Raw genomic sequence first — 22,146 nt, forward strand, 5'->3', positions numbered from 1 at the left:
AACCCCTCTACCGTGTGAGACGTGAGCAGCAGCGGCCTCATCTACGCAGTCATTGTCGGGGCCTGGGCCGCCTACTTGGTGCCGATGTGGCTCCGTAGGCAGGACGAGCTGAACGAGGCCCGTCCGACGGAACGCTTCAGCACGGCCATCCGGTTGCTGTCCGGACGGGCGGGGATGGAGCGCCGGTACGCCAAGGACCTGCGCGCGCGCTCCACCGCCGAGGGGGAGCCCAGCGCCGACGACCCGGGCGACGTCACCGAGTCGGTGGACGTCCGGGCCTTCGCCGTACCTCCGACCCGTCCGCAGACCCAGGCGACGGCTCAGGCGCAGGCGTCCGCACGCCCGGATCCGACGCGAGAACCCGCCCGGGAACCGGCGGCCAAGGCGCCGGCCAAGCCGGCGTCCGAGCGCACGGGCCCGGCGGCCAAGCCGTCGCCCGAACGGGCCGGCGGACCCGCGGCGGCCTCCCCGGAGGGGGCACGCAAGCGAGTGCCGGCGGCCCGGCGTCCCCCCTCGGGGGAAGCGGCAGCGGCGGCGGCCGCGGCGCGGGCCCGGCGCACGAAGGCGCTCGCCCGCCGCAGGCGCACCACCGTCGTGCTCTTCCTCGCCTTCACTCTCGGCGCGATCGTCGCCGCGGTCGGCGGACTCGCGTTCCTGTGGGCGCCCGGCATCCCCGCCCTGCTGCTCAGCGGCTACATCGCGTATCTGCGGTCGCAGGAGCGCCGCCGCTTCGCCTACCAGATGGACCGGCGCCAGGCCGAGGCCGCCGCGCAGCGGCTGCGTGAGCACGCACGCCAGTCCCGACGCCGCGGGAGCGCCGACGCCGGGGCCGGCGCCGGCGCCGACGAGCCCGACGAGGGGCCCGAACCAGGCACCGAGACCGGGATGTCCGCGCTCGCCGCGGACCGGCGCGCCCTCGTCGAGCAGACCGATCACGCCGAGTGGGTCGACCAGCAGCGCGAGCGGCAGCGCCGGCCCGGCCACGGGGACAGCTGGGACCCGGTCCCGGTGCCGCTGCCGACGTACGTGACGGCACCCGTCGCGCCCCGCGCCTCCTCCGACGTGGACCTCGGCGCGCCGGACGCCTGGAGCTCGGCACGGTCGAGCCCCGTCGCCCGGGACCGCGAGACGGGCGTCGAGGACACCGACGAGGCCGCGCACGAGGCGCAGCCGGCACGCGGTGACGAAAAGGGCGAGAAGGACGGCCGCGGCGACGCCCTCCCACGCGCCCGCACCCGCTCGCGCGGCGGGAACCCCACGGGTGCCTCCGCCCGCCGGGCACGCGAACGGGGCCGTACGCCACTGTTCGACCAGTACGAGGACGGCGACCGGCCGCGCGCGGCGAACGAGTGACCCGCCCCCGCGGTGAGCAGGCGGCCGACCGGGAACGGATTTCCAAGCAGCGCGATCGGGGTGCTAAAGTTTCACTCGTTGCAAGGGCCTGTGGCGCAGTCCGGTAGCGCACCTCGTTCGCATCGAGGGGGCCAGGGGTTCAAATCCCCTCAGGTCCACAGCAACGACTCCCCAGGGAAACCCGGGAGTTGGCGAGATCCCGTCCGATCGGTTGATCGGGCGGGATTTTTGTTGCGCCCATGAGGCCGGGAGCCCAGTCCTGAGGGGGAGCGTGGAGAAGACGGCCGCACCGTTACCGACCGGGCGCACGGCACTGCTGCGGATCGTGGCCTTCCGGCGGTTCGTGACCGCCAGTCTGATCTCGGCCACCGGGTCCGCGATGGCGCCCCTCGCGCTCGCCTACGCCGTGATCGGCGAGGGCGGCGGAGCCGGGGACCTGGGTGTGGTGCTCGCCACAAACACCGTTCCGACCATCGTCTTCCTCGTCATGGGCGGCGTGCTCGCGGACCGCATGTCCCGCAGTCGCATGCTCTTCCTCGGCAATCTGCTCGCGGCCGCCGCCCAGGGCTCGCTCGCCGTGATCGTCGCCGTGGGGCAGGCGACCACGACCTCGGTCGCCGTCTGCGGCTTCGTCTCGGGGACGGCCGTCGCCTTCACCGTGCCCGCCAACCAGGGGGCCGTGGCGCAGATCGTGCCCGCGGAGCAGTTGCAGCAGGCCAACGCCGTACTGCGGCTGCCCGGCAACGCCGTCAAGGTGCTCGGGCCGGCCGTCGGCGGTGTCGTCGTCGCGGTCAGTGGCCCGGCCTGGGCACTGGCCTGGGACGCGCTCACCTTCGCCGTCGCCGCCGTCCTGCTGCTCGGGCTGCGCCTGGACGCACCCGTCACCGTCACCGGCGCGCTGACCGATCTGCGCGAGGGATGGGCGGGCTTCTGGTCGCGGACCTGGCTGTGGACCTATACGGCAGCCGGAAGCGTCCTCGTCGCCGCCTGGCTCGCCGGTTTCCAGTTGCTGGGCCCCGTCGTCGCGGCGGAGCGGTACGCGGGAGCGCGTGACTGGGGGCTGGTGCAGGGGGCGTTCGCGGCCGGACTGCTGGCCGGGACGGTGGTGTGCCTGCGCTGGCGGCCGTACCGGCTGCTGGCCGTGGCCGTCGCGGGCGGCGCGCCCCTGGCCGCGCCGCTGCTCGCGATGGGGTGGGGACTGCCGCTGCCCTGGGTGCTGTTGGCCGCACTGCTCGCGGGGATCGGCCTCGACGTGGCCATCGTCAACTGGGCGACGGCGTTTCAGCAGCATGTGCCGCAGGGCGAGTTGGGGCGCCTCGGCGCGTTCAACAGTGTCGGCGAGCGGCTGGCGATTCCGCTCGGCTATCTGCTGACCGCGCTCGCGGCCGGACTGTGGGACAACCGGACGGTACTGGTGGCGTGCGCCGGGCTCGTCGTCGCCGCGGTCGTCCTCAACCTGTGCGTGCGGGACGTGTACCGCATCACCGCGCCCGGGATCAACGCGCCCGGGATCAACGCCACCGGGAAGTGACCCCTCACAGCGACTTGGCGAAACACAGGCTCAGGTCGTGGAAGCGGTAGTAGCCGAACTTCCGGCACGGCTCGTAGCCGCTCGACCTGTACAGGGCCACCGCCTCCGGCTGCTTGGCGCCGGTCTCCAGCACCATGCGGACACGGCCCGCCGTCCGGGCGTCGTCCTCCAGCGCCGCCAGGATGCGTCTCGCCAGGCCCCGGCCGCGCATCGCCTCGACGACGTACATGCGCTTGAGCTCGGCGTCCCCGTTCTGGTTGCCCTCGCCGTTGGCGTCCTGGGCCCGCCAGCCACCGGACGCGACCGGGGTGCCCTGCTCGTCGTACGCGATCAGGTACAGGCCGTTCGGCGGGGCGAAGTCGGCCGTGGCCAGGGGCGTGGCGTCGCCGTCGTCGCCGTAGCGGACTGCGTACTCGGCCTGGACCTGGTCGCTGAGCTTGACGGCGTCGGGGTGGTCGAAGGGGACGTGGTGTATATGCATGCTGGATACCGTATATCAATTCAAGATCAAGGGGTTCCGATATCGGACGCCGTCCAGTGTGCCGGTAGGGTGCCGTGGTGCTCACTGTGACCTCTGCGAATGTGAACGGGCTGCGGGCCGCCGCGAAGAAGGGCTTCGTGGAGTGGCTCGCCGGTACCGGCGCCGATGTGCTGTGCCTTCAGGAGGTGCGTGCGGAGCCGGAGCAGCTGCCCGAGCACGTCCGTACGCCGGAGGGCTGGCACGTCGTGCACGCCCCCGCCGCCGCCAAGGGGCGTGCCGGTGTCTCGCTCTGCACCCGCCGGGAGCCGGACCGCGTCCAGGTCGGCTTCGGGTCGAGCGAGTTCGACGGGAGCGGGCGTTATGTCGAGGCCGATCTGCCGGGTGTGACGGTCGCCTCGCTGTACCTCCCCTCCGGCGAGGTCGGCACGGAGCGGCAGGACGAGAAGGTCCGTTTCATGGGCGAGTTCCTCGCCTACCTGAAGGACCTGCGTGAGCGCGCCGCAGCCGACGGCCGTGAGGTGGTCGTGTGTGGCGACTGGAACATCGCGCACGAGAAGGCCGACCTGAAGAACTGGCGCGGCAACACCAGGAACTCCGGCTTCCTGCCGGAGGAGCGGGAGTGGCTGACGCGGGTCTTCGACGCGGCGGACGGGGGGTACGTCGATGTCGTGCGGGCGCTGCATCCGGAGGTGGAGGGGCCGTACTCGTGGTGGTCGTACCGGGGGCAGGCTTTTGACCGCGACACCGGATGGCGCATCGACTATCAGGTCGCCACACCGGGGCTCGCCGCGCGGGCGGTCAAGGGGTACGTCGAGCGCGCGGCGACGCATGCCGAGCGGTGGTCGGATCATGCGCCGGTGACGGTGGTCTACGACCGGTAGGCCGTCGTGCGTCCGCGGTTTCGTCGTGGGGGCGATCGCGCGGTTTCCCGTGCCCTCAGGGGGCGCTAATGCTTGCGGAGTCGACGGTCCAGTGCCAGTGACAGTTCCGCGTCCACCACGCTGCGGGCCAGGGGGCGCAGGCGGTGCAGGTCCTCCTCCTGGGCGTGGCGCAGGACCAGTTCGGCGAACATCTCCGCCAGGGCGTCCACGTGTTCGCGGACCCGTGCGCCGACGGCCAGGACCTCGGCGAGCGGGATGCCCTCGCGCACCAGGGCCGAGGAGACGTCCAGCAGGCGGCGGCTGATGTGGACGATCTCGTCGCCGTCGGTGCCCAGGTAGCCGAGGTCCAGGGCGGCGGCGAGGTTCTCCGGGGTGACCTGGCCCTCGAAGCGGGCGGCGAGTTCCTCGGGGGTGAGGCGGACCGGCTCCTCCTCGGTCGGGGTGACGCCGAGGACGTCGGCGACGTCGCGGCCGTGGTCGAGGGCCTCCGCCAGTTCCGCGATGCCGGTGAGGGTGTGGCCCCGCTCCAGCAGGGCCGCGATGGTGCGCAGCCGGGCCAGGTGGTGCTCGTCGTACCAGGCGATGCGGCCCTCGCGGCGCGGTGGCGGGATCAGCTTGCGTTCTCGGTAGAAGCGCAGGGTGCGCACCGTTATGCCGGCCAGCCGGGCTAGCTCCTCCATGCGGTATTCACGCTTCTCGGTCACCCCGGCACCTTAGATCGTACCGGCGGTAACTTTCCTCGCCCCACCCCCTACCGGTCGGTACGGACCTCCTCTACTCTCCCCATTGCGCCAGTGTTCACTGGCGTGGTTCCGGTTCGAGTGTGGAGGCACAGGCATGGCCGAACGCGAACATGTGCGGGTCGCGGTGGTCGGGTCCGGGTTCGGCGGGCTGGGAGCCGCCGTACGGCTGCGGCGCGAGGGCGTGACCGACTTCGTCGTCCTGGAGCGGGCCGGCAGCGTCGGCGGCACCTGGCGGGACAACAGCTATCCGGGGTGCGCCTGCGACGTGCCGTCCCACCTGTACTCCTTCTCCTTCGCGCCCAACCCCGACTGGCCGCGCACATTCTCCGGGCAGGAGCACATCCGCGCCTACCTGGAGCACGTCACGGACACCTTCGGACTGCGCCCGCACATCCGCTTCGACTCGGAGGTGAAGCGGATGACCTGGAACGGCGAGCGGCTGTGCTGGGACATCGAGACCAGCAGCGGAAGTCTGTCGGCCGACCTCGTCGTCTCCGCCACCGGGCCGCTGTCCGAACCCAGGACGCCCGACATCCCCGGTCTTGACTCCTTCCCCGGCAAGGTCTTCCACTCCGCCCGCTGGGACCACGACTTCGACCTGCGCGGCAAGCGTGTCGCCATGGTCGGCACCGGCGCCTCAGCCATCCAGATCGTGCCGTCCATCCAGCCCGAGGTCGAGCGGCTCACACTCTTCCAGCGCACCCCGCCCTGGGTCATGCCCCGCGTCGACCGCGCCATCAGCGGAGCCGAGCGCTCCCTGCACCGGGCCCTGCCCTTCACCGGCCGGCTGCGCCGCGGGCTGCTGTGGGGCATCCGGGAGCTCCAGGTCCAGGCGTTCACCAAGCACCCGGGCGAGCTGGGCTTCATCGAGCGGCTGGCCAAGCAGAACATGGCCCGCGCGATCAAGGACCCGGCGCTGCGCGCCAAGCTCACCCCCGACTACCGCATCGGCTGCAAGCGGATCCTGCTGAGCAGCGAGTACTACCCGGCGCTCGCCAGGCCCAACGTGGACGTCGTCGCCGGCGGGCTCAGCGAGATCCGCGGCTCGACCGTCGTCGCCGCCGACGGCACCGAGGCCGAGGTCGACGCGATCGTCTTCGGTACCGGGTTCCACGTCACCGACATGCCCATCGCGGACCGTGTGGTGGGTGCGGAGGGCAAGACCCTCGCCGAGGTGTGGAAGGGCGGGATGGAGGCCCTGCGCGGCGCCTCCGCCGCCGGGTTCCCGAACTGGATGACCATCATCGGGCCCAACACCGGCCTCGGGAACTCCTCGATGATCCTGATGATCGAGTCCCAGCTGAACTACATGGCCGACTTCGTACGGCAGCTCGACGTCCTCGGCGGCCGGGTCGCCCTCGACGCGCGGCCCAGCGCCGTGCACACCTGGAACCGGCGGGTGCAGGAGCGCATGAAGCGGACGGTGTGGAACACCGGCGGCTGCACCAGCTGGTACCTGGACGCCAATGGCCGCAACACCACCGTGTGGCCGGGCACGACGAGCGAGTTCCGGCGGGCCACCCGGCGCGTGGACCTCGCCGAGTACGCCGTCGTGCGGGCGTCCGCCGGCGCGCGCGAGGAGACCGGCTTCAGCGCGAAGACCGGCGAGAGCACGGAGGTGTCCGCGTGAGCCGCCTGATGAACGTCGCGTCCGGGCCGTACGCACCGCCCGCCCCCGCCCGTGAGCTGACGGTCGTGTCCGCCGACGGCGCCCGGCTGCACGTCGAGGTGCACGGCCGCGTCGACGACCCCGACGTGCCCGCCGTCGTCCTCGCGCACGGCTGGGCCTGCTCGACCGCCTTCTGGGCGGCGCAGATCCGTGAACTCGCCGTCGATCACCGCGTCATCGCCTACGACCAGCGCGGGCACGGTCGCAGCCCGGCGAGCCCTGCCTGCACCGCCGACGCCCTCGCCGACGACCTGGAAGCCGTCCTGAAGGAGACCCTCGCACCCGGCGAGAAGGCCGTGATCGCCGGGCACTCCATGGGCGGCATGACGGTGATGGCCGCCGCCGCGCGCCCGGGCTTCCGCGAGCACGCCGCCGCCGTCCTGCTGTGCAGCACCGGCGCCTCGCGGCTGGTCGCCGAGTCGACCGTCATACCCATACGCGCGGGCCGGCTGCGCACCTGGCTGACCGCGCGCGTCCTCGGCTCCCGGGCGCCGCTCGGCCCGGTCACGCCGGCCGCTCGGGCGATTCTCAAGTACGCGACGATGGGCCCCGGTTCGGCTCCGCACATGGTGGAGGCGTGCGCGCGGATCGTGCACGCCTGCCCGCGCAAGGTGCGGCACGCCTGGTCGCGGGTGCTCGACCTGCTCGATCTCGACCACGGCGTACGCCAGTTGACGGTGCCGACCGCGGTGCTCGTCGGCAGCGCCGACCGGATGACGCCGCCGGTGCACACGCGCTCCCTCGCCGCCGCGCTGCCGCAGCTCGTCGACGTCACCGAAGTGCCCGGCCTCGGGCACATGACGCCCGTCGAGGCGCCCGAGCTGGTGACCGCGAAGATACGGGAACTCGTCACCACCGCCCCCAAGGCCACGAAGAACACGCAGGTGAAGGAGGGCGCATGAGCAAGGTGAGCCTCGAAGGACAGGTCGCCGTGGTGACCGGAGCGGCGCGGGGCGTCGGGGAACTGCTCGCGCGCAAGCTCTCCGCACGCGGTGCGTCGGTGGCGCTCGTCGGGCTGGAGCGGGACGCCCTCAAGCAGGTCTCCGAGCGGCTGCACGGCGACAGCGACCACTGGTACGCCGACGTCACCGACCACGAGGCGATGGCGCGCGTGGCGCAGGAGGTCAAGGAGCGGTTCGGGAAGGTCGACATCGTCGTCGCCAACGCGGGCGTCGCGACCGGCGGTCCGTTCGTCGACTCCGACCCGGACGCCTGGCGGCGGGTCATCGAGGTCAACCTCATCGGGTCGGCGGTGACGGCCCGCGCGTTCCTGCCGGTGCTGATGGAGAGCCGGGGCTATCTGCTGCAGATCGCCTCGCTCGCGGCGATCACGCCGGCGCCGATGATGACCGCGTACTGCGCGTCCAAGTCGGGTGTGGAGGCGTACGCGCACAGCCTGCGGGCCGAGGTCGGCTACAAGGGCGTGCGGGTCGGGGTCGGTTATCTGTCGTGGACCGACACCGACATGGTGCGCGGGGCCGATCAGGACGACGTCATGCGGGAGTTGAGGCAGCGGCTGCCGTGGCCGTCGAACAAGACCTATCCGCTGGGGCCGGCGGTCGACCGGATCGTGGCCGGGATCGAGCGGCGGTCCAGCCATGTGTACGGGCAGTGGTGGCTGCGCGGGATGCAGGGGGTTCGCGGGTATCTGCCCGCGCTCATCGGGACGGTGGGGCAGCGGGAGATGCGGCGGTTCGCGGACCGGCTGGAGGGCATGCGCACGGGGCTGGTCGGAGCGGGTGGCGCGGCCGATGAACAGGAGCGCATCACGCGGCGTGACTGATCGACATGCGCAGGGTTATCGCCCGTGTGAATCTGGTCGAGGCCCCACCGAGGGGCCAATCCCCACCCACTACGGGAGTGAACCCACATGGGCATGAAGGACCAGTTCAAGGAGAAGTCCGAGCAGCTTCAGGAGCGTGCGCGTCAGCACGGTCAGCAGGAGCGCGGGCGTCCGCAGGGCCAGCCGGAGCGGGGTCGCCCGCAGGGTCAGCCGGAGCGGGGTCGCCCCCAGCGTCCGGAGCGGCCGGAGCGCGACCGCGAGCCCGAGCGGATGCGTGAGGACGAGGAGCGGTTCGACCAGGACTACGACCGGTAGTCGGTCGCCGCGCTGAACGCGACGCGGGGTGCCCCGGTTCGGTGGGTGCCCCGCGTTTTGCGTTGCGGGTGCGGGTGCGGGGTGCGTTGTCGGGTGCGGGCCGGTGGGGGTTCTTCGCGCAGTTCCCCGCGCCCCTAGGAGGTTGTACGTGGCGGCAGCTTCGGACGTGACCGGTCCGGTACGTGTGAGTAGTCCGGAGGTGTCGCCGCCGGGTTGGACTCCAGGAGTTCCAGGGCCAGTTCGACCGCGTCGGTGAGCTGGGCGTGGCGGCCCTCCGCCCAGTCCAGGGGGGTGCGGAGGATCTCCAGGTCGGGGGTGACGCCCCTGTTCTCGATGCTCCAGCCGTACGCGTCGAACCAGGCCGCGTTCATCGGGACCGTGATCACCGTGCCGTCGCCGAGGCGGTGGCGGCCGGTCATGCCGACGACTCCGCCCCAGGTGCGCTGCCCGACGACGGGCCCGAGCTTGAGGAGTCTGAAGGCCGCCGTGATCATGTCGCCGTCGGAGGAGGTCGACTCGTCGGCCAGGGCGACCACGGGTCCGCGCGGGGCGTTGGAGGCGTACGACACCGGCTGGGCGTTGCGGGTGAGGTCCCAGCCGAGGATCGTGCGGGTCAGCTTCTCCACCACCAGTTCGCTGATGTGGCCGCCCGCGTTGCCGCGCACGTCGACGATCAGCGCGGGCCGGGACACCTCCATCCGCAGGTCCCGGTTGAACTGGGCCCAGCCCGAGCCGCCCATGTCGGGGATGTGCAGATAGCCGCAGCGGCCGCCGCTCAACTCCCGTACCACCTCTCGGCGTTTGGCGACCCAGTCCTGGTAGCGCAGGGGGCGTTCGTCGATCAGCGGGACCACGGCCACCCGGCGCGCCCGGCCGGCCACGCCCTCCGCCGGGGTGAACGTCAGCTCCACCGTGGTGCCGCCGGCGCCGGCCAGGAGGGGGTAGGGGCCGGCGGCCGGGTCCACGGGGCGGCCGTCGACGTGGGTGAGGACCGCGCCCTCCCGGATGCCCGTGCCCGCCAGCGGGGAGCGGGCCTTGGAGTCCGACGACTCGCCGGGCAGGATGCGCCTGATGGTCCAGCCGTCGTCGCGGCGTACGAAGTTGGCGCCGAGCAGGCCCTGCCAGCGCTGGTAGTGCGGCGGGCCCTCGTTGCGGCGGGCGGCCGTGACATAGGCGTGCGAGGTGCCGAGCTCGCCCAGCACTTCGCGCAGCAGGTCGGCGAAGTCGTCGGGGGAGGCGACGCGTTCGACCAGGGGCCGGTACTGGTCGAGGACCGCGTCCCAGTCGATGCCGCACATGCCCGGCTCCCAGAAGTACGCCCGGATCAGCCGGCCCGCCTCCTCGTACGACTGCCGCCACTCCGCCCCCGGATCCACCTCGTGCAGGATGCGGCGGGCGTCGATCCACACGATGGAGTCGCTGTCGCCGGACTCGGTGGCGGGGACCGCGCGCAGGTCGCCCTCGTCGACCACGACCAGCCGGGTGCCGTCGCCGCTGACCGTGAACCAGTCGAGGTGGTCGACGAGTTCGGACTTCTTGGCCTTGCTGATGTTGAAGTGCTCCAGGGTCGGCCGCCCGGTCGTGTCGTCCGGGTTGGCGAACGTCTCGCCGAGCGCGCCCGAGATCGGCCAGCGCAGCCAGACGAGGCCGCCGCCCGAGACCGGGTACAGCGCCGAGTACTTGGAGGCGGCGACCGGGAAGGGGGTGACCCTGCTCTCCAGGCCCTCGACCTCGACGATCGTCGCGCCGCCGCCGTCGCCCTCGTCGTCCTCCACCGGGTCCAGGCCCCCGGCGGCCGGGCGGCCCTCGGGGTTCAGGGCGAAGGGGGAGGGGGTCGCGGAGGACAGCGGCACCAGGTAGGGGCGGCAGCCGAGCGGGAAGGACAGGTCCCCGGTGTGGACGTCGTACACCGGGTCGAAGCCCCGCCAGGACAGGAAGGCGAGGTAGCGGCCGTCCCGGGTGAACACCGGGTTCTCGTCCTCGAAGCGGCCGCCGGTGAGGTCCACGATCAGGCGGTCCTTCATACGGGCCAGCTTGATCTGGCGCAGGGAACGGCCGATCCCGGGATGCGACCAGGTCAGCCAGGTCCCGTCCGGGGAGAACGCCAGGTCCCGCACGGGCCCGTTGACCGACCGGATCAGCTCGGTGACCTCCCCTCCCCCAGACTTCGTCCGGGAGGTGCCCCCAGAGTCCTCTGTGGCGTCGAGGAGCAGCAGCCGCCCGTCGTGCGCGGCGATGGCGAGGCGCTCGCCGCCCGGGTCGGAGACCATCTCCAGGACCCGGCCCACCTCGCCCGAGGCCAGCCGGCGCGGGGCGCGGTCGCCGGTCGCGCGGGGCAGGTGGGCGATCTCGATCGCGTCCTCGCCCTCCGCGTCCGTCACATAGGCGACCTGGCCGACCGAGCCGAGCATCTCCGGGAGCCGGACCCGTACCCCGGCGGTGTCGGTGATCGTGCGGGCCGGGCCGTCGCGGTGGGTGAGCCAGTACAGGCTGCCGCGTACGACGACGGCGCTCGCGCGGCCCGTCTCGTCGACGGAGACGCCGTCGACGTGCTGGGCGGCGGGCACCTGGTACCTACGGCGCCCGGGGCGCGGCCCGCTCAGCCGTACGTCGAGGCGGCGCGGCTCGGAGCCGGCGGCCAGGTCGTCCACCAGCCACAGGTCGCCCGCGCACTGGTACACCACCCGGGTGCCGTCACTGGCGGCGTGCCGGGCGTAGAAGGCGTCGTGGTCGGTGTGCCGGCGCAGGTCGGAGCCGTCGTGTGCGCAGGAGTAGAGGTTGCCGACGCCCTCGTGGTCGGAGAGGAAGGCGATCCGGCCGCCGACGAACATGGGGGAGGCCAGATGGCCGTCGATGTCCGGGAGCAGGCGTTCGCAGTGCAGCCACAGCCGGCCGGTGGCGCCGCCCCGGTAGCGCTTCCAGGAGGCCGGCTCGTGCGGCGGGGTGCCGGTGAGCAGCAGGGTCCTGCGCTCGTCGTCGAGGTCGGCGACCTGGATGTCGGAGCAGGGGCCCCAGGGCAGTTTGCGGCCGGGGTCGCCGTCGGGGCGGACCTTGTAGGCCCAGGTGTAGTGGGAGAAGGGCTCGCCGTGCGAGGCGACGGCGAGGATCACCCCGTCGGGGGTCCAGCCGCACACCTGGGTGTCCGCGGAGCCCCAGTGGGTGAGCTGCCGTCCCGGGCCGCCGTCGACCGGCACCAGGTGGATCTCGGGGACCAGGCTGCGCCAGCTCGTGTACGCGATGCGGCGGCCGTCGGGCGCGAAGCGGGGGTGGCCGATCTTGGTGCGGTCCACGGTGAGGCGCCAGGCGCGGCCGGGGCCGTCGAGGGGAGCCAGCCACAGGTCGTCCTCGGCCACGAAGCACAGCAGGTCGTCATGGAGATGAGGCAGGCGCAGATAGCTCACCTCCCCATGCTTTTCCCGCGAACGGATCGCAGCAACTCGTGACATCTCATGCCGTCCCGGCCCGGCGTGAGCCAGAACACGAACGAAACCGTTTCGTTTCGCTTGCGGGTGCGCTATCGTCGTTGGTGTACGAAACCGTGTCGTTCGGAGTGGGAAGGTGAGTTCGGTGGCCGAGGTCGCAACTGCACGTCGCAGCCGGATCACCCCCGAGCGCGAGGCCGAGCTGTACGAGGCCGTGCTCGACCTGCTCCGGGAGGTCGGCTACGACGCCCTCACCATGGACGCCGTGGCGGCCCGCACCCGGTCCAGCAAGGCGACGCTCTACCGCCAGTGGGGCGGCAAGCCGGAGCTGGTGGCGAAGGCGATCCGGCACAACAAGCCGGGCAGCATCTCCGACGTCGACACCGGATCCCTGCGGGGCGACCTGCACGCCCTCACCTCCCGTGAGGACGACTGCTCCATGCAGCAGAACGCCGCGCTGATGCGGGGACTGTTCATGGCGGTGCACGGCAACCCGGACCTTCTCCAGGCGTTCAAGGAGCTCCTCATCGAGCCCGAGATGGAGGAGTTCCACCGGGTGGTGCAGCGGGCCGTCGACCGCGGCGAGATCCGCGCCGACCGCCCCGCGCTGGAGTACGTCGTGCACATGCTCGTCGGCGCGTTCGCCACGCGCACGCTGATCGACGACCAGCCGCCGACGCAGTCCTTCCTCACCTCGTACATCGACGCCGTGGTCCTCCCCGCCCTCGGCGTTCCCGTCAACTGACGAGTCCCCTTCAGCTAGCCCTCCTCCTGACGTACCCGCTCACGTCGTCGGGCTGATCACCCCTGCCCCGGGGCCCGTGCCGGAACCCCGGCCGGGCGCCCCAACACCACGACCTGACCGGGAGTCGCCCTCGTGGCCACGTTCCTCTACAAAGTCGGCCGGCTCGCCTTCAGGCGACGGCACTTCGTCGCCCTGATATGGGTCGCGCTGCTCACCCTCGCGGGTGTGGGCGCGGCCAGTGCGCCCGCGGCGGGCACCACGTCCTTCTCGATCCCCGGCACCGAGGCCCAGAAGGCCTTCGACCTGCTGGACCAGCGCTTTCCCGGCATGAGCGCCGACGGCGCCACCGCCCGGGTCGTCTTCAAGGCGCCGCACGGCCAGAAGATGACCGACGCCGGTAACAAGGCGACCGTCGAGGACACCGTCAAGGAGCTGTCCGACGGCTCCGAGGTGGTCTCCGTCGCCGACCCGTACGCCGCGAAGGCCGTCAGCAAGGACGGCACGATCGCGTACGCCTCGGTGAAGTACGAGGTCTCCGGCATGGAGCTGAAGGACGCCTCCCGCGAGGCGCTTGAGGACGCCGCGCAGGACGCGCGGGACGCCGGGCTGACCGTGGAGGTCGGCGGTGACGCGCTCCAGACCACGCCGGAGACCGGCGCCACGGAGGTCATCGGCATCGCGGTCGCCGCGGTCGTCCTCGTCATCACCTTCGGCTCACTGATCGCCGCAGGGCTTCCGCTGCTGACCGCCCTGATCGGCGTCGGCATCGGCATCTCCACGATCACCGCGCTGGCGAACGCGCTGGAGCTGGGCTCCACGACCTCGACGCTGGCGATGATGATCGGCCTCGCGGTCGGCATCGACTACGCCCTGTTCATCGTCTCCCGCTACCGCGCCGAGCTGGCCGAGGGCCGCGAGCGCGAGGAGGCCGCCGGCCGGGCCGTCGGCACCGCGGGCTCCGCGGTGGTGTTCGCCGGTCTGACCGTCGTCATCGCGCTGGTCGGACTGTCGGTCGTCAACATCCCGATGCTGACCAAGATGGGCATCGCGGCCGCGGGCACCGTCGTGATCGCCGTGCTGATCGCGCTGACCATGATTCCGGCCCTGCTCGGATACGCGGGCAAGAAGGTGCGCCCGGCGGGCAGCAAGAGCCGCTGGATGGGCGGCAACCGGGCCGAGAGGAAGGCGGCCTCCGGCAAGGCGAAGCCCAACATGGGCACGCGTTGGGCCAGCTTCGTCGTACGCCGTCCGATCGCCGTGCTGCTGCTCGGCGTCATCGGGCTCGGCGCCGCCGCGATCCCGGCGAGCTCCCTCGAACTCGGCCTCGGCGACGACGGCTCGCAGCCGACGTCCACCACCCAGCGCCGGGCCTACGACCTGCTGTCCGACGGCTTCGGGCCGGGCTTCAACGGCCCGCTGATGGTCGTGGTCGACGCCAAGGGCCAGGACGACCCGGACGCGGTCTTCCAGCAGGTCGGCGACGACATCAAGGGCCTGAAGAACGTCGTGACGGTGACGCCGGCCGCGCCCAACAAGGCGGGCGACACCGCGACGATCACGGTCATCCCGAAGTCGAAGCCGTCGTCGGTCACGACCGAGGACCTGGTGCACTCCATCCGTGACAAGGGCGCCGAGGTGAAGGCCGACACCGACGCCGACGTGCTGGTCACCGGCTCGACGGCGATGAACATCGACGTCTCGCAGAAGCTGAACGACGCGCTGCTGCCGTACCTGGCACTCGTGGTCGGCCTCGCCTTCCTGCTGCTGATCGTGGTCTTCCGCTCGATCCTGGTCCCGCTGAAGGCCGCGCTCGGCTTCCTGCTCAGCGTGATGGCGGCGCTCGGCGCGGTGGTCGCGGTCTTCCAGTGGGGCTGGTTCGCGGGCCTCATGGGCGTGGAGGAGACCGGCCCGGTGATGTCCATGATGCCGATCTTCATGGTCGGCGTGGTCTTCGGCCTGGCGATGGACTACGAGGTGTTCCTCGTGACACGGATGCGCGAGGCGTACGTCCACGGCGAGAAGCCGAGCCAGGCGGTGGTGACCGGGTTCAAGCACGGCGCCAGGGTCGTCACGGCCGCGGCCGTGATCATGATGGCGGTCTTCGCGGGCTTCATCGGCTCGTCCGAGTCCATGGTCAAGATGATCGGCTTCGGCCTGGCGATCGCCGTCTTCTTCGACGCCTTCGTGGTGCGGATGGCCATCGTGCCGGCCGTCCTGGCCCTGCTCGGCCGCCGCGCCTGGTGGCTGCCGAAGTGGCTGGACCGCGCCCTGCCGAACGTGGACGTGGAGGGCGAGGGCCTGCGCACGCAGGGCGAATCCCGCAAGGACGGCGACCCCGACGAGGACCGGGCGCTGGTACGCGTCTGACCGGTCACACCTGAAGAGGACCGGCCGGTGAGGGCCCCGTGGGGACGGGGAGCCCTCACCGGCTTCTTCATGCATCGAGCTCGGCCCAGACCGTCTTGCGCGGGTACGACCCCGCCGCGATGCCCCAGCGGCTGGCGAGGGCGTCGACGAGGAGGAGGCCCCGGCCGGATTCCGCGTCCGGAGCGGTCGGCGTGTGCCGGAGGAGGTGATCCCCTCGGGTGTCCGTGACCTCGATGCGGAGGGCGCCACCGACGGCGTACAGGGTCAGCCGGAAGTCACGTCCGGGGACGCGGCCGTGGGTGACGGCGTTGGCGGCCAGCTCGGCGACGATCTGCTCGGCGGGGTTCAACGGGAGGCCCCAGCTGCGGAGTTGCTCGGCGACCAGGAGGCGGGCGAGGCGGGCGCCGCGGGGTGTGGGGGACAGCAGCACGCTGAAGTTGAGGGTGGGGGAGGTGAGTTCGTTTTCAGGGGCAGTCATCTCGCGGTTCATGTCACTCAGAGTGGCGTGACCGGTTTCCCTGGGTGAGTGATCGCTGCCGTGCGTAGCGAGACTGTCCCGACTTTGTCTCGCACTGTCTCGGCTGTCTCAGGGGTTGCACGGGTACGACTGCGCGCTGGAGGTGGGGCATGAACGAGGTTGCGGACGAGGCCGGTTGGGATGTCGAACCAGGGGACGAGATCGAGCCGGTGGTCCAGGCGGTGGGGCGGCTGCTGAAGGTGTGCCGGGAGGCGGCGGGTATGCGGGCGGCCGAGCTCGGGGAGGTCATGGGCTACGGAGAGGACATGATCCGCAAGATGGAGCGGGGGCAGCGGATTCCGCGACCCGAGTTCCTGGACAGGGCGGACGAGGTCCTGAGTGCACAGGGGCACCTCAAGGCGTTCAAGCGGGACATGGAGCAGGCGCGGTACCCGAAGAAGGTGCGGGAACTCGCGGACCTGGAGGGTCGTGCGGTCGAGCTGTTGATGTACGGCAACCACAATCTCCATGGGTTGCTGCAGACCGAGGAGTACATGCGAGCGCTGCTTGCGACGTGGCGTCCGGCTTACTCGCCGGACCAGTTGGAGCGGATGGCGGCGGGGCGCATGGCCCGCAAGTCCATCTTCGAGCGGTCTCCGGCGCCCGAGCTCAGCTTTGTCCAGGAAGAGGTGACGCTGCGACGCCCGATCGGCGACACAATGGTGCTGCGCCGACAGCTCGAACACCTGTTGGAGGTAGCCCAGTTGCCGTTCGTGGAGCTTCAGGTGATGCCGACCTCCCGTGCGAACCACCCTGGGACGGGGGGCCGGATTCAGGTGCTGAAGTTCGGCGACGGCACCGGAGTAGGGCGCACCGACGGCGACTTCGGAGGCCGGCCGGTCTCCAATCCGAGGCAGCTCCGGCTGCTTGACCTGCGGTATGGCATTATCCGGGCTCAGGCGCTCACGCCAGGGGAGTCTCTGGCCTTCATCGAGCACACGCTGGGAGAACTATGAGCACCCCGGAACTCCACTGGTTCAAGAGCAGCTACAGCGACAGCAGCAATGGCAACGACTGCGTCGAAGTCGCCACCACCCCCGCCACCATCCACATCCGCGACTCCAAGATCCCGCGCTTCGCCCACCTCACCGTCGCCCCCACCACCTGGACGGACTTCCTCACGCACGTCACGAAGTGAGGTCGCCCGTTCCGGTGCCCAGGCGGTCGGCCAGGCACGCCAGGTACAGGGCCATGGTCGTCCGGTGCTCCCGCAGGGGACGGCCGGTGATCTGCTCGATCTTGTTCATCCGGTAGACGACGGTGTTGCGGTGGATGTGCAGGGCGGTGGACGCCCGTACGAGGTTGAAGCCGTTCTCGCACCACGCGGTGATCGTGTCCCGCAGCACCGGCCAGTCCGGCTGGGCCCGCAGGTCCGCCGCGGCCCGCTCGATCAGACGGTCGCGGGCGGGCCGGCCCACCGCCGTGAGGAGCTGGTGGACCCGCAGGTCCGTGATGAGGTGGACGGGGGCGTCGCCGGCCACGCGGGTGCCGAGACGGAGTGCGTCGCACGCGTCCTGGTAGGAGTCGCGCAGGCCGCCCAGAGATGTGGCTGGTTCACCGGTCCCCGCGCGGGCGGCGAGGCCGTCCTGCGCGGCGATGACGTCGATGATGCGCCGGCAGTCGTCGGCCAGGTGCCCCGCCCCGCGGGAGGGCGCAAGCCGATGCAGTACGCCGATCCAGCCGGGGGTCGTGACGGCGACGATGTCCTGCGGGTCCGCGAAGACCTCGCGGACCGTGCGGAGCAGCTCCGAGCGGACCAGCGTCATGCTCCGGCCGGGAGCGGCCGGACGCCGGGTTCCCGAGGCCGGCACCGTCACCTCCAGCACCACGGCGACCCTCGGCAGCCGTAGGTCGAAGCCGAGTTCGGCGGCCCGGAACATCAGGAACTCGCCCTCCACGACCTGGGGATCGTAGGAGGCGATCTCGGTGACGAGCTTCTCCGCCGCCCGTTCGGCGAGCAGCCGGGAACGCAGCATGACGGACTCCCGGAGCAGGATCTCCGTCTGACGCTTCACCAGCAGCCCGAAACGGCGGACCTGGGCGGGCGTCCCGGTGATGCCGACCGTTCCCACCGCTGTGCCGTCCGAGACCAGCGGCAGTGTGACACCGGGACGTACGCCGCGCAGCAGTTGTGCCTGCGAGGCGTTGTGCGTGGCGGGCTCCTGGGTGCGGATCACCTCCACGGACGCCTCGTGGAAGGAGCCGACCCGGCTGCTGTCGCCGCTGCCGATGACCATGCCCTCCGCGTCGGTGATCAGCACGTTGAAGCCGATGACGGCGGTGGTGTCCCCGGCGATCTCCTGTGCCAGGGCAGGGCTCAGCATGGGATTCCTCCCGCTGCGGGGGACGGCCGCGGCTGGACGCACCGTACAGCGGGTCGCGCGATCTCAGCCACAAGTTCGTACGGAGTGACCGGTGACGTACGCCGGGGCTGTTCGTAGCGTATGGCCCCAATCACCTCCCCGCCGGGGGCACAGCGCGGTGAACGGCGGGTTCGTTCAGCGCCGATCCGGAAGGCCCAGGCCATGATCCGCATACGTCCGCTCGCTTCCGTTCTGTCCGCGACTCTGCTCCTTCTGACGGCCTCCGCCTGCGGCTCGGGCGGTGACGACGAACCGGAGAACGTGTCTGCCGAGGCCGCCGCGCTCGGCACGCTCACCCCCGGCGTCATCAAGGTCGCGGTCCAGCCCTACGCGCCCTACACCAGCGTCCAGGACGGCAAGATCGTCGGGCTCGACGGCGACATCCTCACCCGCGTCGCCGAGAGACTGGACCTGAAGGTCGAGCCCCAGGTGACCGACTTCGCCGGGATGCTCGCCGGGGTGCAGTCCCGGCGCGTGGACATCACCGTCGGCGGCGTGGCCTGGTCCGAGGACCGGCAGAAACAGGGGCTGTTCACCGACCCGCCCTATTACTCGCCCCCGGCGATGGCGGTCGCCGGCGACAAGACGTACAAGACGGTCGACGATCTCAAGGGCCTGGACCTCGGCACGGTCGAGGGCTATGTCTGGGTCAAGTCGATCCAGGCCGTACCCGACGCGAAGCTGCACGCCTACCCCGACGCCAACGGCGTCTTCGACGACCTCGGCGCGGGCCGCGTCAAGGTCGGCTTCCTCGACCCGCTGATCATCATCGCGGCGCAGAAGGAGCGCCCGGATCTGAAGATCGAGACCCAGTACATGACGCCGCCGACCGCCGAACAGGTCAAGGCCCAGCCCGCCTACGCGTACTTCCAGCCGTACCAGACCGGCTTCTACCTCCCCAAGCAGGCCACCAAGCTGGAGAAGGCGATCTCGAAGCAGATCGACGCGATGTACGCGAGCGGCGAGATGGCCGAGCTGGTGAAGAAGTACGGCGGTGATCCCGAGCAGTTCCTGAAGCCGGCCGCCGACGTCGCCACCGCACGCCGGGGTGTGGACCGGTCGCAGGACTGGACGCCGCCGTCCATCGCGAAGTGAGGGGATGACATGTCCGGCCTCTTCCAGGTCCCCTGGTCCGAATACCGGCCCGATCTGCTGGACGCGCTCTGGCGCACCGTCTCCTACACGGTGGTGAGCTTCGCCGGTGCGGTGCTGCTCGGTCTCACGGTGGCGCTGCTCAGGCTGAGCAAGGTGTGGTTCGCGCGCGCCGTCGCCGCCGTCTACACCGAGGTGTTCAAGAACATCCCGCTCCTGGCCATCATCTTCCTCGCCTACTTCGGACTCGCCTCGGCCGGGCTCCGGCTGGACGTGTTCACGGCCGGCTGCGTCAGCCTGATCGTGTTCTACGCCGCCTACCTGTCCGAGATCTTCCGCTCCGCGATCAGCGGGGTGCACGCGGGCCAGACCGAGGCGGGCGAGGCACTCGGCCTCGGCAGGGCGGGCATCTTCGCCCACGTCATCCTTCCGCAGGCCGTCCGCCAGGCCCTGCCCGGCACCAACACCTTCCTCGTCGACCTGCTGAAGTCCACGTCCCTCCTGGTGACGATCTCGGCCGCCGAGCTGATGAGCGAGGGCAGGCTCATCACCTCGGCGACCTTCCGTGCCCTGGAGGTGTATCTGGTCATCTCCGCCGTCTACTTCGCCATGTGCTACCCGCTCTCCCAGCTCCTTCTGCTGCTGGAGCGCAAGGTGCGGGCCGGCGTCGCCCTCTCCCCGGGGCGACGCCGGCGCCTGAAGGCGGCGCGCGCCCTGCTCGCCGAACAACCGGAGACCACCGTGAAGGCAGGTGCCGTATGACCGGGCCGGTCACCGCAGCCAAGGCCGACACCGGGGACGCGCGGCCCGAGGCCGTCGTACGGATCGAAGGGCTGAGCAAGTCCTTCGACGGCCGACTCGTGCTCGACGACGTCCACCTGGAGATCGACCGCGGCCGGATCGTCACCGTCATCGGACAGAGCGGCGGCGGCAAGACCACCCTGATGCGCTGCGTCAACCTCCTGGAACGGCCCGACCGGGGCACCATCGAGGTCGCCGGCGAGGTCGTGCACCGCGACGGCCGTACGGTCTGCCGCGACCTGCCCCGGCTGCGCCGCACCGTCGGCATGGTCTTCCAGCGCTTCCACCTGTTCCCGCACCTGACCGCCGTGGAGAACGTCGTCCTGGCCCAGCGCAGGGCGGGCATCCCGGAACAGCAGGCACTGGAGAACGCCGTCGCCCTGCTGCGCCGCGTCGGCGTCGCCCACCGCGCCCTCGCCCAGCCGGAACAGCTCTCCGGCGGCGAGCAGCAACGCGTCGCCATCGCACGGGCCCTGGCCCTCAAACCGGAACTGCTGCTCTTCGACGAACCGACGTCCTCACTGGACCCCGAGGCCACCCGGGAGGTGCTCGGCGTCATGCGGGAACTGGCCGCGGACGGGATGACGATGATGCTCGTCACCCACGAACTGCCCTTCGCCCGGGAGGTGTCCGACCACGTCGTCTTCGTCGACGGCGGCCGGATCGTGGAGGAGGGCCCGCCGGAGGACGTCCTCGACACCCCCGCCGAGGCCCGCACCCGGGAGTTCCTCGCCTCCTACGGATCCCGGTCATGACCGGTACGGCAGGACCGACGGGCCCGGCCCCCGTGGTCGTCGTCGGCGGCGGTGTCATCGGGCTGTGCACCGCGTACTACCTGGCGGCGGCCGGTGTGCCGACCGAGGTCGTGGAGCGCCGCGGGCTGGGCTCGGGCGTGTCCCGCGGCAACGCGGGCTGGGTCTGCCTCAGCCACTCGACCCCGGTCCCCGCCCCCGGCGTGCTGCGCTACGCGCTGCGTTCCCTCGGCCGCCCGGACTCTCCGCTGTATCTGCGGCCGCTCCCGGACCCGGCGTTCCTGCGGTGGCTGTGGCGGTTCTGGCGCAGCAGCACACCGGCCGCGTTCCGGCGCGGATACACGGCGATTGCCGAGCTGAACCGCGACACCTTCGGCCTCTTCGACGGCCTGGCGGACGCGGGGGTGGCCACGACACTGACCCGGCCCGGCATGGTGCACGCGTTCCTGTCACCGGCCGAGGCACGCCACCACCTCGCGATCCAGCGGGAGATGGCGGACGGCCGTTACTCGCTGCCCGACGACGTCACCACGGGCACCGAGGCCTGTCAGCTGGACAGCGCCCTGTCGGACAGAGTGCGGGCGGCCTATCTCGTGGAGGGCGAGGGGGTGGTCGATCCGGAGGCCTTCGCGCTCGGGCTGGGCGAGGCACTGGCCGCCGTAGGTGTGAAGGTCCACGAGAACGCGGAGGTGACCGGCTTCCGGTCCGCGTCGGGGCACATCGGCGCGCTGGTGACGGACCAGGGCGAGATCCCCTGCTCGGCCGTCGTCGTCGCGGCCGGCATGCGAACCCCCCGGCTGCTGCACGCCCTGGGGCACCGGCTGCCGCTGCAGGCGGGCAAGGGGTACAGCTTCTCGGTGGACCTGGACCCCGCTCCCCGGCACACGCTGTACTTCGGCGAGCGCCGGGCCGTCGCCTCACCGATCGGCGGGACCACCCGGATCGGCGGCACGATGGAGCTGAGCGGCAACAACAACCGGCTCGACTGGCGCCGGATCGTCGCCGTCGCACTCGCGAGCCGGCACTACCTGGGCCGCTGGTTCGACGACCCGGACGACCTGGTGAGCCGGATCCGTGATCCCTGGGTGGGCGGGCGGCCCTTCCTCCCCGACGGGCTTCCGGTGATCGACCGTCTGCCGGGGCACGACAACGTCTTCACGGCCACCGGCCACGGCATGCTCGGCGTCACCCTGGGCCCCGCCACCGGCCACCGGCTCGCCGAGTACGTCCTGAGCGGCCGTCGTCCGGAGGTACTGGAGCCGTTCCGCTTCGACCGGCCCGGGCGCCGAACTCGGTCGCATGTCCCGTACACGCACCGCTAGCGTGCCTGC

The 22,146-nt window shown here is 71.5% G+C and carries 20 protein-coding genes and 1 tRNA gene; 16 read left to right on the top strand and 5 right to left on the bottom strand.

The window, feature by feature from the left end; translation table 11 throughout:
- The first annotated feature begins 21 nt into the window (after positions 1-21).
- From sepX to AC3ETA_RS27715, 3 genes are all read left to right on the top strand, one after another.
- Positions 22-1,353: a divisome protein SepX/GlpR gene (gene sepX / locus AC3ETA_RS27705; RefSeq protein ID WP_432195624.1), complete on the top strand. Its 1,332-nt coding sequence runs from the start codon at positions 22-24 to the stop codon at positions 1,351-1,353.
- An 84-nt stretch (positions 1,354-1,437) separates the two neighbouring features.
- Positions 1,438-1,511: transfer RNA gene (locus tag AC3ETA_RS27710), tRNA-Ala, on the top strand.
- 113 nt (positions 1,512-1,624) lie between these two features.
- Positions 1,625-2,884, top strand: coding sequence for an MFS transporter (locus AC3ETA_RS27715; RefSeq protein WP_432195625.1), 1,260 nt, complete (start codon positions 1,625-1,627; stop codon positions 2,882-2,884).
- Between the two features lie 4 nt (positions 2,885-2,888).
- Here the strand turns inward: AC3ETA_RS27715 and AC3ETA_RS27720 are convergent, their stop codons facing one another.
- Positions 2,889-3,365 carry a GNAT family N-acetyltransferase gene (locus AC3ETA_RS27720; RefSeq protein WP_432195626.1) on the bottom strand — a complete coding sequence of 159 codons (477 nt, stop codon included), beginning with the start codon at positions 3,363-3,365 and terminating at the stop codon, positions 2,889-2,891.
- A gap of 77 nt (positions 3,366-3,442) precedes the next feature.
- Between AC3ETA_RS27720 and AC3ETA_RS27725 the strand changes: the two genes are divergently transcribed.
- Complete coding sequence (locus AC3ETA_RS27725) at positions 3,443-4,246, top strand: exodeoxyribonuclease III (protein ID WP_432195627.1); 804 nt, start codon at positions 3,443-3,445, stop codon at positions 4,244-4,246.
- Positions 4,247-4,311: 65 nt separating this feature from the next.
- Here the strand turns inward: AC3ETA_RS27725 and AC3ETA_RS27730 are convergent, their stop codons facing one another.
- The gene (locus tag AC3ETA_RS27730) at positions 4,312-4,950 is read right to left on the bottom strand and encodes a MerR family transcriptional regulator (RefSeq protein ID WP_432195628.1); all 639 of its coding nucleotides are present in this window, start codon (positions 4,948-4,950) and stop codon (positions 4,312-4,314) included.
- Between the two features lie 133 nt (positions 4,951-5,083).
- Here AC3ETA_RS27730 and AC3ETA_RS27735 point away from each other — a divergent pair, with 133 nt between their 5' ends.
- The 4 genes from AC3ETA_RS27735 (at position 5,084) to AC3ETA_RS27750 (ending at position 8,756) form a co-directional block, all read left to right on the top strand.
- Entirely contained in the window at positions 5,084-6,619 is a 1,536-nt protein-coding gene (locus AC3ETA_RS27735) for a flavin-containing monooxygenase (RefSeq protein ID WP_432195629.1), read from the top strand.
- On the top strand, positions 6,616-7,560 hold the full coding sequence (locus AC3ETA_RS27740; protein WP_432195630.1) for an alpha/beta fold hydrolase: 945 nt from the start codon (positions 6,616-6,618) through the stop codon (positions 7,558-7,560). The genes AC3ETA_RS27735 and AC3ETA_RS27740 overlap by 4 nt, the downstream gene beginning before the upstream one ends.
- Positions 7,557-8,441 carry an SDR family oxidoreductase gene (locus tag AC3ETA_RS27745; RefSeq protein WP_432195631.1) on the top strand — a complete coding sequence of 295 codons (885 nt, stop codon included), beginning with the start codon at positions 7,557-7,559 and terminating at the stop codon, positions 8,439-8,441. Before AC3ETA_RS27740 ends, AC3ETA_RS27745 begins: the two co-directional genes overlap by 4 nt.
- Before the next feature lie 87 nt (positions 8,442-8,528).
- On the top strand, positions 8,529-8,756 hold the full coding sequence (locus AC3ETA_RS27750; RefSeq protein WP_107905865.1) for a hypothetical protein: 228 nt from the start codon (positions 8,529-8,531) through the stop codon (positions 8,754-8,756).
- A 134-nt stretch (positions 8,757-8,890) separates the two neighbouring features.
- Here AC3ETA_RS27750 and AC3ETA_RS27755 read toward each other — a convergent pair whose 3' ends face one another.
- Complete coding sequence (locus AC3ETA_RS27755; RefSeq protein WP_432195632.1) at positions 8,891-12,157, bottom strand: S41 family peptidase; 3,267 nt, start codon at positions 12,155-12,157, stop codon at positions 8,891-8,893.
- A gap of 166 nt (positions 12,158-12,323) precedes the next feature.
- Here AC3ETA_RS27755 and AC3ETA_RS27760 point away from each other — a divergent pair, with 166 nt between their 5' ends.
- Complete coding sequence (locus AC3ETA_RS27760; RefSeq protein WP_432195633.1) at positions 12,324-12,923, top strand: TetR/AcrR family transcriptional regulator; 600 nt, start codon at positions 12,324-12,326, stop codon at positions 12,921-12,923.
- A 132-nt stretch (positions 12,924-13,055) separates the two neighbouring features.
- A complete protein-coding gene (locus AC3ETA_RS27765; protein WP_432195634.1) occupies positions 13,056-15,290 on the top strand; it encodes an MMPL family transporter in 2,235 nt (744 codons plus the stop codon).
- Between the two features lie 67 nt (positions 15,291-15,357).
- Here AC3ETA_RS27765 and AC3ETA_RS27770 read toward each other — a convergent pair whose 3' ends face one another.
- Complete coding sequence (locus tag AC3ETA_RS27770) at positions 15,358-15,780, bottom strand: ATP-binding protein (protein ID WP_432195635.1); 423 nt, start codon at positions 15,778-15,780, stop codon at positions 15,358-15,360.
- 137 nt (positions 15,781-15,917) lie between these two features.
- Here AC3ETA_RS27770 and AC3ETA_RS27775 point away from each other — a divergent pair, with 137 nt between their 5' ends.
- Both AC3ETA_RS27775 and AC3ETA_RS27780 read left to right on the top strand, forming a co-directional pair.
- Positions 15,918-16,763 carry a helix-turn-helix domain-containing protein gene (locus AC3ETA_RS27775; protein WP_432195636.1) on the top strand — a complete coding sequence of 282 codons (846 nt, stop codon included), beginning with the start codon at positions 15,918-15,920 and terminating at the stop codon, positions 16,761-16,763.
- Entirely contained in the window at positions 16,760-16,945 is a 186-nt protein-coding gene (locus AC3ETA_RS27780) for a DUF397 domain-containing protein (RefSeq protein WP_432195637.1), read from the top strand. The genes AC3ETA_RS27775 and AC3ETA_RS27780 overlap by 4 nt, the downstream gene beginning before the upstream one ends.
- On the opposite strand, the gene AC3ETA_RS27785 is transcribed toward AC3ETA_RS27780, so the two are convergent.
- Positions 16,935-18,131: a CdaR family transcriptional regulator gene (locus AC3ETA_RS27785; protein ID WP_432195638.1), complete on the bottom strand. Its 1,197-nt coding sequence runs from the start codon at positions 18,129-18,131 to the stop codon at positions 16,935-16,937. The two genes, AC3ETA_RS27780 and AC3ETA_RS27785, sit on opposite strands and share 11 nt — an antisense overlap.
- 201 nt (positions 18,132-18,332) lie before the next feature.
- Between AC3ETA_RS27785 and AC3ETA_RS27790 the strand changes: the two genes are divergently transcribed.
- Genes AC3ETA_RS27790 through AC3ETA_RS27805 form a run of 4 tightly spaced genes read left to right on the top strand, consistent with a single transcriptional unit; the run spans position 18,333 to position 22,137 of the window.
- Positions 18,333-19,265, top strand: coding sequence for a substrate-binding periplasmic protein (locus AC3ETA_RS27790; RefSeq protein ID WP_432195639.1), 933 nt, complete (start codon positions 18,333-18,335; stop codon positions 19,263-19,265).
- Positions 19,266-19,274: 9 nt separating this feature from the next.
- Entirely contained in the window at positions 19,275-20,024 is a 750-nt protein-coding gene (locus AC3ETA_RS27795; RefSeq protein WP_432195640.1) for an amino acid ABC transporter permease, read from the top strand.
- The gene (locus AC3ETA_RS27800; protein ID WP_432195641.1) at positions 20,021-20,818 is read left to right on the top strand and encodes an amino acid ABC transporter ATP-binding protein; all 798 of its coding nucleotides are present in this window, start codon (positions 20,021-20,023) and stop codon (positions 20,816-20,818) included. Before AC3ETA_RS27795 ends, AC3ETA_RS27800 begins: the two co-directional genes overlap by 4 nt.
- A complete protein-coding gene (locus AC3ETA_RS27805) occupies positions 20,815-22,137 on the top strand; it encodes an NAD(P)/FAD-dependent oxidoreductase (RefSeq protein WP_432195642.1) in 1,323 nt (440 codons plus the stop codon). Before AC3ETA_RS27800 ends, AC3ETA_RS27805 begins: the two co-directional genes overlap by 4 nt.
- Positions 22,138-22,146 lie beyond the last annotated feature (9 nt).

The sequence above is a fragment of the Streptomyces sp. bgisy027 genome (genome assembly GCF_057710365.1).